Raw genomic sequence first — 11,908 nt, forward strand, 5'->3', positions numbered from 1 at the left:
ATCTGCATGCCGAAAAACGAGGGTCAGAAGTCGAAGAAAAAGGCGGTCACCAAGAAGAAGACCGCTCCGAAGAAGCCGACCACCAAAAAGCGGGTGGCAAAGAAAGGGTACGCCGGGTCCGGGAACATCTGGACCCCGATCAGCGGGGGCACGTTCGGCGGTGGGTTCGATCCCACGCAGCAAGAGGTTCCCACGCCGGTCGACCTTCTGTGTGCCTACGAAGACGTGGTTTTTGCTTGCACAAACCGCATCGCACAGGGCGTTGCTGAGGCCGCCACGTCGTTCAAGCTCGTCGTTGCCACCGGCCACGCCGACTCCCGGCCGAACTCCACCACGAAAGCACTTCGCACCACTGACCGGAAGTGGATCGAGAAGAACCATAAGAATCGGGTGCGGAAGGCCGTGAGTGTTGAGGAAGTGGTGGACCACCCGGCCCTCGATCTTCTTGACACGCCGAACCCGCTGTATTCCTGGTCGAAGCTCGTCGAGCTGACGACCGAGTATATGTGCTTGGTCGGGTCTGCCTTCATCTTCAAGGGCCGAAACGATCTCGGCCAGGTTCGGGAACTGTGGGTTCTTCCGAGTCACTTGGTACAGATCGAGCCGGATGAGAAGACCGGGGCCATTGCGGGGTACAAGTTCAAGTCCGGCACTACCGAAGAACTGCACAAGCCGTCCGACGTAATCCACATCCGGTACACGGCCGACCCGCTGGACCCACACACCTCGTTTGGCATCTCGCCACTTCGCTCCATCTGGCAGCGGTTCAGCTTACTCCGGCAGGAACAAGGAAGCTGGCTGTCGGTGCTTAGAAACATGGCGTTTCCGAGTCTTTTGGCGTCACCGCCGGACAACGAGACATGGACCCCGCAACAGGCCGAGAGGATCGAAAAGCAACTGAACGAGCGGTTTCGATGGGGCAACCAGGGCGGCGTTTGGGCGGTGCAAGACTCGACGAAAGTGTCGCCACTCAGCACACCCCCGAAGGACGTAGCGGCCCTGAACATGTACGAGCAAATCCGTGAAAGTGTGGCACAGGCGTACAACGTCCCGCTCCCGATGCTCGACATGGCGGACACCAGCTTCGTGACGGCGGACGTGACCCGGCGGAACTTTCAAGAATACTGTCTGGTTCCGATCCTGAACACGATCTTCGAAACGCTCAGCCACGACCTTCTCCCGGCCCGAATGTGGTTAGCGGCGGACAACATCGTCCAGCGGGACGAGGTGTTCGAACTCCAGAAAAGTACGGCACTTTTTCAGGGCGGTATCACCTGGCTGAACGAGGCCCGGGAGGAGCAAGGGTACGATCCGGTCCCGGACGGAAACAAGTTCTTCTTCGAGTTGATGGAGACCGGAACGCCCTCGGCCCAGACGTTCACCACGTCGTACACCGGCGGGCGGTTCAAGCGGAAGGGGTACAAATCCACGGTGCCGGACGCCACGGCCCTCGTCGAGGTGCTGAAGTCGCTGTACGCTCGCCTCGGCCAGGACGTGATTTCACGCCTGAAGCACGCCAACGCCATCCACACCAAAAGTTTCTTCCCCGTGGCCGACTGGAAGGACGAGATCGTCCGGGAGTTAGTGCCGGTTCTCCGACTCTACGTCGAAGAAGGTGGATCAGCCGTCCTCGGAGAGATTGGCGGGGCTTTGAAGGTGCTCCCGGTGAACAAGCTCGACGATGCCGTCCAGCGTGCGGCCCTGGCGTTCGCTGACTCCACGCTCTCCACCACAACCCTTTCGGTCGAAGATGCGGTGAAGGCAACACGGGAAGCGATTCAGAGCGGTCTCGGCCAGGGCGAAGCAAACGCCGAACTGTCGAAGCGGGTCGGTGCAATTTTCGAAGACCTGACCGAGACCCGGGCAATGCTGATCGCTGAAACCGAGTCGTCGAGAGCTAAGCACGCTGGTGAACTACTCGCCATCGACGAGTCCGGCGTAACGGCCATGAAAAAGTGGCTTCCTGACAACATGGCGTGCGACTTGTGCCGTGAACTGGCCCGCAAGGGCGGTGTTCCGCTGGATCAGCCGTTCGCCACCAAAGGGATCGGGCCTTACGCCAGGATCGATCACCCGCCAGGTCATCCCGGTTGCCGATGCTCTTTGCAGTACGAGTTCGAGTAATCAACCCCTAGATACTGCATGAGGAAATACCGCAAGAAGGTGCTGGTGCCGGAAAAGAAAGAAGGCCCGTACCGCACCAAGATCCCGGACCCGCTGGACCAGATCACGGAGGATTTGGAGCGTGTGGTTCGGGAGTTCGACGAGTTCCAAAAGCTACAGGAGGCCCGTGAAGAAAAAGACCGTTGAATGTGCCTTGGCCCCGGTGCGGGTCACCGAAGACACGGCCCGGTACATCGACAGCCTGGTCAAAGAACTGCCGAAAACCGACGCCTACAATTTCCGAAGGAAGGCGGTCACGTCCGAAGTCACCGACGTTCAGGCCACGGAGCGGGTGGACACGTCCCGGGTCACCACACGTTTAATGGATCGAGACTGCGAAATCGTCCTCCCGGAGGGCATCGAACTCGATAGCTACCGCCAGAACCCTATCGTCCTTTGGGGCCATGATCAGGACCGGCCGTGCGGTAAGTGCCTCTGGATCAAGCCCGACGCCGATGGCCTTATCGCCAAGACGTACTACACGCCACGGCCCGAAGCGTATCAGGGTGAATGGCTCCCCGACTTCGTGTTCTCGATGGTCCAGGCGGAAGTCCTGAAGGGGAAAAGCATCGGCTTCATCCCGCTCGAAATGCGTGAGCCGGAGCCGGCCGAGGTGGAAGCGAATCCGGCCGTCCAGTGCGTCATCACCCGCTCGCTGCTGTTGGAGTACAGCGTGGTGTCCATTCCGTCGAATCCAGCCGCCCTCGTCGAGACGGTGAACAAGGGGTTCAGTCTCGACAACTGGGGTATCACCATCGTCGGCAAGACCAAGAAGCCGACGCCGAAGAAGCCGGTCCAGAAGAAGGCGAACGTGTATGGGCCGATGGCGGATGCGGTGAAGGCCCTGAAGATGGACCCGAACAAGATCGCAGAAGAAGCGGTAGCGGCCCTTTTGAAGCGTTGGGAGGTCTAAGTGGCAACAGTACTTGCATCGACCGACCAGTTTCCACTTCCACTGAATCTGACGGTGTACCAAGGTGCCACGTTCACGAAGACGTTTACTTGGACCACAGGGCCGGACCGCAGCAACCAGACGCCGGTGGATCTCACGGGCTACACGGCAGAAATGGCGATCAGGAGCGGCCAAACGGTGGTCATTAGCCTGACCACGGGCAACAGCGGAATTGCCCTCGGCACAACGGACGGAAGAATTACGCTGAACATTGATGCTTCGGACACGGCAACTCTGACAGCAGCGAACGCCGAATACGATCTTTTGCTTGCGTCGGGCGGGGTCGTGACTCCCCTCCTCGGGGGGTTGGTAGTTATCCGTGCGAGCGTGACGGCGGGGGCCTAAAGGAGAAGAATGCCGGTAATTAGAAACGATCCGATCCAACTAATCGAAGTGTCCGAGGACGTGTATCAACTGGTCGAACAGACCACTGAAGTACAACTAGTCACCATCGGTATTCAGGGACCGCAGGGGGCTCAAGGTCCGGCTGGTCCACCAGGACCGTCGGGCCAATCGCTCCCAGATCAGTCAGGTCACAGTGGTGAGTTTTTGACCACCGACGGAACTAATCCATCATGGGCCACTGTCCCTAACCCGGACCTGACCCCCTACGCCCGCAAAGACACGGCCAACACGTTCACCGCACTGCAAACAGTAAAGCAGACCGGCACAAACGCCACAATTCAAGAGTGGCAGGACACTAGCGGGAATCTCCGGCTTCGGATTACGACCGCCGGAGACCGACCCGTAATCCAGTTCGGCGACACTGCGAGTGACCAAGGTTTGTCGATCCGCAACAATGTCGGCACCGAGGTTTTCAGAATCCAGGACAACGGCGGCATTTTCGCAAGCCAGTACACGACGAATTCCGGCCTGTCGGTTAACGGCCTAAAAATTGTGAGAGGGTCGGGCAGCCTCGGTCTGTACTTCGGCGAAGCTGGCCAACCGTCACTACAGGTCGAGACCCCGCTGAGCGTCTCTTACACCAGCAGTTTCGCCATCACCGGCAGAGCAAGCCAAACGTTCGATTTGCAACAGTGGCAATCAAGCACAGGGTCTGTACTCGCCAGGATCACAGCAGCCGGGGGCGTGATTGTGTCCGGTGCTGTAACGGGTGACGCCACTCTCGGTTCGGCCAACGTCAGAATGGGTGTCGGCTCAACTCCCAGATTAATCCTCGATGGCGGTTCGACTGGTGCGGTGACCCAGTTCGACAACAACTCCGGCACGTTTAGAATCCTGAACAGCAACGCCGCTATTTTCACGTCGAGCACAGGCACGGTCGGCACGTCGTCTTTGTACGCCAGTCCTGTAACAAATGTGGCGTTCAACATTCCCATTCAGAACGCCTCTCACGTGGGGCTGGTAATTAATGGTGCGGCATCCCAAACGGCGGCGTACACCGAGTGGAAGGACAGTACGGGCACCACACAAGCGACCATCAAGCCATACGCAACGACCGATTACAACGGCAATGCTGTAACGCTAGCACAGTTGGAAATGAGGCAGGCCAACGGTAGCAGCAACGCATTCATTCGCCCCTGGGTCGGCAGAGGGCTGGAGATCGTTACCGGCGGGGTTGCCAATGAGTTGAAGGTTGGCGGTTTGATTCGAACGGACAGCGGAATTTCGTTGAGCACGTCGTCTGCCGGTGCGTCGTTCCGGAGCGGCACACAAGGCCCGGGGCTGTACCGTAGTTCGAGCGGTGCGGTTTGTGCCATCGCAATTACCGACCAGTCCCACGGATCGGGTACCAACGCTTGGCGTGTGTCAGCGAACAATGCCGGTACTGATGTGGAAGTCGTGTACTTTGCTCACAGTATGATCGAATGCAAAAGGGCAATTAAACCGGCTGAACTGGCAGACTCGGCGGCACCAAACGGCACGCTGTACTACTCCACTACTGCGGGGAAGCTGGTGTTCAAGGACTCGACTGGAACAGTGAACAACCTCTATTAATAAGGAATCAAATGGCATTACAGTTAACGGGACAGTACGAAACAAACTACGGCACCACTGTTGATTCCACTTATTGGCGGTGGATCGGTTTAGGAATTGATGTGAGCCGAAATCAAGGCACAGTAACGCTTTACGCTTACGTGTCTAAAGAGGCTTACGAAACAGGCAAACAACCAATTGGCGATCGGCAGTATCAGGTAACAGGCCCTGGGTTCGCAGCCCTAGCAAACCAAATGGACGGCCCGCAGCCCTTGGGCATTTCAAACCCAATTTATTCTTACATCAAGGCGAATGATGTGTACTTTGCGGCAGCGGTGGAGGTGTGAGGGGTAAGGGTTTCAATGATTGAAGAGTTCAATTCTTGACGCCACTGCTCTACATATCCTCTAAGTGAGTGACCAACCAGACCGCAGAACGTGGCGACCTGCCAGGCGAGTGCCGGGGGTGAGGCGTCCGGGAGGTCGGGGGTTCGGCATATATGTGTTGAATCAAATAATCAGAGGGCAAGTGAATAAGAAAAAACTGGTCAGTTACGTTCTGGAGTCGAGCTTCGGCGGTCTGGCTGAAGGTACCGTTCTTCAGTGCGACGAGGAAAAAGGCAACGCCTTAGTGGCCGCTGGCGTGTGCCGTGAGGCCACTGAAGAGGACATCGGCGAGACCGCTGAAGACGAAGTAAAAGAAGACGAGGCGGAAGAGGACAAGGACGAAGGGGACGAGGAACTCGTCCAAGATGCTGTCCGGCGTCTTGCAGCCGATGCTAATGCCACTGTCACCAAGGCCGTCGAGAAGGCAACCGAGAAGCTGGCGAACCGGGTCAAGCGTCCGGCATTCGCCACCCCGCACGTAGCGGGCTCCGATCTGGCCGCAACTGGCGGATTCAAGAACCTAGGTGACGCTGTGGCCGGGTACATCCGGGCACGTAAAGGCGACTTCGACGCAGCTCGGCGTTTCTCCCAGTACGGAAAGGCGGTCGAAGCTCGAACTAAAGCCACTGGCATGTCGATCAGCGGCGGGTCCGGTCACCAGGGTGGTGACCTCGTGCCGCAAGAGTGGGCTAAAGACCTGTGGCGTCTTACCTTCCAGAACGTCCCGGACCTGCTCGGGATGATGACCAAGTACGAGATGCGGAATCAGGTCGAGAACATTCCGGCGTGGGTCCAGTCTTCGGCGGCGGCCGGTATCCAGTCGAACGTGATCGCTGAGGCGAACAGCATCACCGCCACCGTTGGCGTGACGGCCAACGTCCAGTTGTCGTTGGTGAAGGGTGCCGTCCTGGTGAACACCTCGGACGAACTGCTTCGCTTCAACAGCTACAATTTGGAAAACGTCATCAAACAGGTCGTGCCGGAGCGGCTCCGATTCATGACCAACGGTAACGTGGTTGCGGGTACGAACTCCCAGATTAACTTGGTGAGCAACGCCGCAGCCGTAACGGTCATTGCGGCGACACCGGGCCGGATCAACTTCGACGACGTTACGAAGATGAATGCGGCACTGTACGACGATTTCGACAATGACGCCATCTGGCTGTGCAGCAAGAGCACTCTGCCAGAACTGTACAGCTTGGCGTACCCGAACCGTGGGGCAACCAACCCGTACCCGGCCTGGACCCCGGGCACCTTCGGTCAGGAACAGTTGCTCGGGCCGAAGCCGAAGGGCACGCTGTTGGGCAAGCCGGTGTACACCCTGGAAAACATCCCGGCGTTGGGTTCCCGTGGTGCTCTGATCCTGTGGCACCCGAAGTCCTGTGCGGCCGGGTACAGCGGCCTGATCGCTGATCAGACACCGTACCTCTACTTCGACCTGGCACAAGATTCGTTCAGATTCCTGTTCTACTTCGACTCGGTGAACCCGCTGACTACGCCGTACACCCGTGCGGACGGGTCGGTGTCGTCGAACATCGTCGTGTTGTCAGCGGGGTCAACCAGCAGCAGTTAAGGCCCATGATGCTCCGAATTCAAGCTGCTGGTTGACGCCAGAGTTCGAAGCAAAAGCTCAGCACCTGGCAAACATTACGCCAGGTGCTTTTGTTTGCTGACGTTGCGTGTTTAGAAACACGGTAACTCCACCATCACAGAGTCGGTTCCAGCCCCGTCGGCTCGCTCAGTGCAAAAAAGTCACAATGGCAATTGCTGTTTGGCATTTTCTTGCGATTCGCCGCTGGGGTGATGACATCGCCCCGGCGAAATTTGCCCCCGAAGTTAGGGATTGCCGGTGCCTAAAGGCTGCTAAAGAAGAACCGGCTCAACGATTTATGTCTGATGTTCAACTTGAACAAGCTCGCAAGCGGCTCCCCGGCAAGCCGTTTGCCCCAAGAGTGACAACGGTTGTCACCTTACCCCTGCAAGCCTTTCGCAGCTCTCTTGCAGGGGCGACTCAAAAAATTGAGCCGACTGCCACTTGGCAGGTTGCTTCAAGCTTGTGCAAGATGCACAAAACAGCCCTGCTCGCTTCGCATGTGGAGGCTCTTTTTGAGAATTTTTTTGCAGTCAAATTTGCTTGAAGTGCCTGAAAAGAATGGGCTTTTAATTTTTACTGTTGTGCGATCGTCTACGGTCGTCGATAGTCGTCGTTGCATTCGAGAGGTGCTACCGGTATCCTAGTGGAAGAGCTGCCCGGTATACCAGGTATACCGGGCATCCCGAACGAAGGTCACTCCTTCCGTTCACTTGACACATTGCCCTGGCGATCCGCACGCCACTTGTGGAAGTCTTGCACGACTTGACACAGGTACAGCAGGCATAACATGGGTTCACAAGAGTGAGCCCATGCCAAGCCTATGTGCGTAATGACCGCCAGAGCAGACCAAACAACGTGGCTGCTCATTCGACTACCCCTCCCTCAACGGTGGGTAAGATTGAATGGCCGTGTTGGGACATGCACCCCCAATAGGTGTATGTCCACCACAATAACCCCGGGCTGGCCCCCGGGGTTATTGCACGTCGGCCTGGCACTCCGACGCTGTGAGCCATTGTACAGGTATTCCGTTGGAACGGAAGGTGATCTGTCCGGCTCTAGAAGTCGCACCCCTGCCTCGACCGCACTTCTCGCTTAAAAGCCTTGTATTTCGAACGTTTTTGCGTCTCAAGAGCACCGGAAAAGTTTCGTGACTTTCCCACCTCATTAGCGGCTGATCGTTTCTTTTTGTTTCTTCACCGCCGAACGGTTTTCGTTCCTGTTGGCCATACATACCGGTATGGCTGACCTGATCTCCATCGACCGAGCCCTGGCACAGATCCCGACCGCAACGGACGACGACACCACGGTGATCGCCGCTCTAATCACGGCAGCCAGCCAAGTCGTCGAAACCAAGCTGAACCGCACGTTCGCACAGGCCAGTTACGACGAGCTTCACAGCGTGGTGGGTCCGACCGCTTCCATTTGGGCGAATAACCCGCCGATCTCCGACCTGACTGGCGTCCGGAACAACGAACTTCCCGCCTTCTACGTGCAACTGAACGACCCGGCGAACCTCGTCCAGCGGGCCACGGTGGACATCACCCCGACGGCCGTGGTGCTGAAGAAGACCCTAAACAACGTCAGCACCACCAGCACCTTCACCTTCGCAGCGTACCCGACGTTCGAGATGCTTTACGCAGCGGTTAACGCCCTCGGTAGCGGGTGGACAGCGACCGGCATGAACAGTCAGTTCCTTCAGTGGCAGACTGCCGAGATGTGTACGAACCACGGAACTCGGTCCGCCAGGAACGTCTCGTGTCCATTGCTCGTGTTTTGGTGGGACGAGGTGTACTACCAGGTGAACAAAACCACGGGCGAGATCATTCTCCCGGCCGTGCGTGGCGTCCAGAACTACCGCATTCAGTATACGGGCGGGTTCAGTACCGTTCCCGAAGCCGTTCAGCAGGCGGTTGCAGAACTCGTGCAACTCACCTTTGCGTCTCGGCTTCAAAACCCCCTGATGCAAAGCGAGACGCTCGACAAGTACAGCTACACGAAAGCCGCACAGAACAACTGGGACTTGCTGTCACTCACGTCGAAGTCGGCACTGAGCATGTACAAAATCCCTCGTCTCACCACGCAAGGAGTACCATCCAAAATTTAATGAGGCATCGTGTAGCGGTGTGGCGTCAGAACCTCGTTCAGGGCACCGCCCAACGTATCGACAGGTACACGCAAGCATACGCTGGCGTCCCGTGTTTCATTCAGCCGGCGTCCTCGGCCCTTCAGTTGTACTATTCGCAGCGGGGCACGGTCGTCACGCACACGATCTACACCACGGCCGTCACCAGGGCATTCGAGCGGGAAGACGTTCTGGTTGACGCTAAAGGCAACCAGTACCACCTGACGGCCGACCCGCTGAACGCTTTGGAAAGTGACGTGTACCTCCAACTCGTGGCAGAGCAGTACCCGGAAGGGGCAAAAAAGCGGCTTGATGTGGAGAGTTTCCAGTGAGCGTGAACTGGTACGGTCTGGATTTTCTGCGGCTCACGGAGTCCGAACTGGCCCGCAACATGGCCAAAGCCGGGGGCTACTTCGCCAGCAAGCTGCGGGGGTATCTGAACGATTCGCAGAGCTATAAGCGGACGCCGAGCGGCGGGTACGTGGGCCTCGATCCTTCCGTTCCGGGCGGGTTCCCGAAAAAGCTGTCCGGCCAGCTTCAGCGGAGCATCACCTGGGAACTGGACCGCCAGAAATTCGTGCTGACGGTCGGCACGAACTTGAAGGGGTATCCGAAGTTTTTGCAACTCGGGACGACGGTAATGAAACCACGACCCTGGCTGTCGCTGGGGTTCGACAAGACGAAAGACGCCATCGCCCGCATCATCGTGACGGGTAAGTAAGGGGGCATTTGAGGAGCACTCTATCGCAGATTGTGACCACGATCAGGAACTTCAATTTGGTGATGCCGGGGCAGGTGAACGCCTTGACCACGGACAATCTTCAGCCCCCGTACATCCAGGTGGCCGAGTTTGTGCGGGTACCCAATCGGGACACCCAAAACGGCGTGTTGGAGTCCACCTTCAGCGTCTTGGTGGTCGCCAAGAACCTGGAGGAGGCTGAAGATTTGGCCGAGAACCTCGATTCGCACCTGACGAACAATTATGAAGCCACGGACCAGGACATCGGCATCTTTCAAGAGCAGTACGCCGTGGGCCTCACGGATCCGTCGAACTTGTATCAGGTCGGCGTGAAGCTGGATTACCGACTCTTCGAAGACCCCAACAAATAACCCCGGAGGAACATGGCGAACACCGCACAAATCGACATCACGGTTTCAGTTCAGGACAACAAAACCGTCGGCCTCGGGATTTATAACGGCAACCCGAAGATCGTAGCGTCCCTCGGTCTCTCTTCGGCACAGGCCGCCAAACGGTTCACGAAACAGGTCACTACGGGCAGTGGCACCAGCTACGACGTGACCACTGGCCTAACCGATGCGTTCGGCACCGCTCTGACGTTCGCCACAGTGAACGCCGTTGCAATTTACAACACGGGTGCGGCCTCGTTGACCGTTGGCGGCGGTTCCAACCCGCTGTTCGGCAGCGACCAATACACGGTGAAGGCGGGTCAGTGCCTCGTCATCCCGAACGTGCCGATCACGGTCAGCGGCAGCGTGAAAACCGTTCACATCGTCCCGGCCGCAAGTACCACCTGGCAGATCGCAATTCTGGGAGCGTGACCCCTACATACCTCCGGACTTAACACCGGAGGAACATGGCAAAACAGATCGGTATGGGCGGCGGGGTGACGGCCGGCAGCACGGAGTGCCCCGTCACCGAATGGACCATTAACGTGAACAACGACACGCAGGACGTGACCGACACCGGCAGCGGAGGCTGGCAGGCGATGCTGGCCGGGGTCAACTCTGCCGAGACCACGTTCACCGCCTTCTGGGGAGGTGCTGTCAGCGTGTTGTCCACGCTGTTCGCCATCGGCACCACGGTGCCCATCACCCTGACCGTCGGCACCGGCGGGGGCGTGTTCGCCGGGTCGTTCGTCATCAAGACGTTTTCCGTGAAGAACAACGCCAAGACGCCGGTCGAGTTCTCGTGTACCGGCACGAGTACCGGAGCCGTGACGATGCCGAGCTAAAAATCAAGGGAGACCCATGAAAGAGATCGAAATCGGCGGCAAACAATACCGCCTGACCCCCATCACCGCACAGGACTACGCCTTAGTGGCCGAGGAGTACCGGGCCTCTCGCCCGGACCCGGTGAAGCAACTCCTAGAAACGGCCAACGACCTGCCGGAGGGCCTTCGGGACGATTTCGTTAAGAAGCATCTGGATCAGGCGTTCGAAGAGAAGAAGCGGGCCGGTGCCATCAATGACGCAGCGTTCCAAGGGTACCTCTCCACCGTCGAAGGGGGAACCAAATTGTTCGTCCGCACGCTGCGAAAGTATCAACCGGGTCTGACGGCAAAAGAGGCCGGTGACATCTTTTGGGAGGGGGTGGCCGAACACGGCGACGGGTTTCTTGACGGGCTGGTTCCGAAGGGCGTGGCGGGTGCCCATGTCCGAGGCCGACGTGGAAAAGGCGTTCTTCCAGGCTAAGGGACACATCCCGTCGCCAAAGTACCGAGCCGGCGACGGCACGCTGAAAGACATCCCGCCCCCGGACCCGGTGTTCGTCACCGATGCCGTTCGGGCCGTGTGCCACAAGTACGAACTACCCGCTAACGAGGTGTGGGGGCACACGATCACCGACCTGTTTGTGATGCTCCGGCCGCCGGAGGACGCTGACATGGAGTCGAGCGACCGGGGCGGTCAGATCATGGACCTGCTCCTCCTCGACGAACGGATTACGCTGCTGGCGAAGCTCGCCGTGTGGGAGCGGATCGAACTGGAAACGTGGAAGGCCGAACTGATGTGAC

16 protein-coding genes are annotated in these 11,908 nt (G+C 58.2%); all 16 read left to right on the forward strand.

All coding sequences use genetic code 11. The features are described from left to right. The first annotated feature begins 6 nt into the window (after window positions 1–6). The 16 genes from GobsT_RS09015 to GobsT_RS09085 all read left to right on the forward strand — a co-directional run bounded on the left by GobsT_RS09015 (window position 7) and on the right by GobsT_RS09085 (window position 11,907). A complete protein-coding gene (locus tag GobsT_RS09015; RefSeq protein WP_010035155.1) occupies window positions 7–2,124 on the forward strand; it encodes a phage portal protein in 2,118 nt (705 codons plus the stop codon). 18 nt (window positions 2,125–2,142) lie between these two features. Beyond that, window positions 2,143–2,310, forward strand: a complete 168-nt coding sequence (locus tag GobsT_RS37625) for a hypothetical protein (protein WP_010035152.1) — start codon at window positions 2,143–2,145, stop codon at window positions 2,308–2,310. After that, window positions 2,291–3,076 carry an HK97 family phage prohead protease gene (locus tag GobsT_RS09020; RefSeq protein ID WP_148087670.1) on the forward strand — a complete coding sequence of 262 codons (786 nt, stop codon included), beginning with the start codon at window positions 2,291–2,293 and terminating at the stop codon, window positions 3,074–3,076. The genes GobsT_RS37625 and GobsT_RS09020 overlap by 20 nt, the downstream gene beginning before the upstream one ends. Continuing rightward, window positions 3,077–3,460 carry a hypothetical protein gene (locus GobsT_RS09025; protein WP_063744562.1) on the forward strand — a complete coding sequence of 128 codons (384 nt, stop codon included), beginning with the start codon at window positions 3,077–3,079 and terminating at the stop codon, window positions 3,458–3,460. 48 nt (window positions 3,461–3,508) lie between these two features. Next, complete coding sequence (locus GobsT_RS09030; RefSeq protein WP_148087671.1) at window positions 3,509–5,074, forward strand: hypothetical protein; 1,566 nt, start codon at window positions 3,509–3,511, stop codon at window positions 5,072–5,074. Window positions 5,075–5,085: 11 nt separating this feature from the next. Next, a complete protein-coding gene (locus GobsT_RS09035) occupies window positions 5,086–5,400 on the forward strand; it encodes a hypothetical protein (RefSeq protein ID WP_148087672.1) in 315 nt (104 codons plus the stop codon). Window positions 5,401–5,581: 181 nt separating this feature from the next. Further along, window positions 5,582–7,012 (forward strand): phage major capsid protein, encoded by a 1,431-nt coding sequence (locus GobsT_RS09040; protein WP_071529240.1) that lies wholly within the window; start codon window positions 5,582–5,584, stop codon window positions 7,010–7,012. Between the two features lie 184 nt (window positions 7,013–7,196). Further along, complete coding sequence (locus GobsT_RS09045; RefSeq protein WP_148087673.1) at window positions 7,197–7,577, forward strand: hypothetical protein; 381 nt, start codon at window positions 7,197–7,199, stop codon at window positions 7,575–7,577. Between the two features lie 693 nt (window positions 7,578–8,270). Further along, a complete protein-coding gene (locus tag GobsT_RS09050; RefSeq protein WP_010035137.1) occupies window positions 8,271–9,137 on the forward strand; it encodes a hypothetical protein in 867 nt (288 codons plus the stop codon). Beyond that, entirely contained in the window at window positions 9,137–9,487 is a 351-nt protein-coding gene (locus GobsT_RS09055) for a hypothetical protein (RefSeq protein ID WP_010035134.1), read from the forward strand. The genes GobsT_RS09050 and GobsT_RS09055 overlap by 1 nt, the downstream gene beginning before the upstream one ends. After that, entirely contained in the window at window positions 9,484–9,876 is a 393-nt protein-coding gene (locus GobsT_RS09060; protein WP_010035133.1) for a hypothetical protein, read from the forward strand. Before GobsT_RS09055 ends, GobsT_RS09060 begins: the two co-directional genes overlap by 4 nt. 83 nt (window positions 9,877–9,959) lie before the next feature. Beyond that, entirely contained in the window at window positions 9,960–10,265 is a 306-nt protein-coding gene (locus tag GobsT_RS09065) for a hypothetical protein (RefSeq protein WP_148087674.1), read from the forward strand. Between the two features lie 12 nt (window positions 10,266–10,277). Continuing rightward, a complete protein-coding gene (locus GobsT_RS09070) occupies window positions 10,278–10,715 on the forward strand; it encodes a hypothetical protein (RefSeq protein ID WP_010035130.1) in 438 nt (145 codons plus the stop codon). A 35-nt stretch (window positions 10,716–10,750) separates the two neighbouring features. Then, window positions 10,751–11,128 carry a phage tail tube protein gene (locus GobsT_RS09075; protein ID WP_029600684.1) on the forward strand — a complete coding sequence of 126 codons (378 nt, stop codon included), beginning with the start codon at window positions 10,751–10,753 and terminating at the stop codon, window positions 11,126–11,128. Window positions 11,129–11,144: 16 nt separating this feature from the next. Then, on the forward strand, window positions 11,145–11,588 hold the full coding sequence (locus GobsT_RS09080) for a hypothetical protein (RefSeq protein ID WP_010035128.1): 444 nt from the start codon (window positions 11,145–11,147) through the stop codon (window positions 11,586–11,588). Next, window positions 11,548–11,907, forward strand: a complete 360-nt coding sequence (locus tag GobsT_RS09085; protein ID WP_010035126.1) for a hypothetical protein — start codon at window positions 11,548–11,550, stop codon at window positions 11,905–11,907. Before GobsT_RS09080 ends, GobsT_RS09085 begins: the two co-directional genes overlap by 41 nt. The last annotated feature ends 1 nt before the right edge of the window (window position 11,908 follow it).

It is taken from the genome of Gemmata obscuriglobus (assembly GCF_008065095.1).
GTDB lineage: Bacteria > Planctomycetota > Planctomycetia > Gemmatales > Gemmataceae > Gemmata > Gemmata obscuriglobus.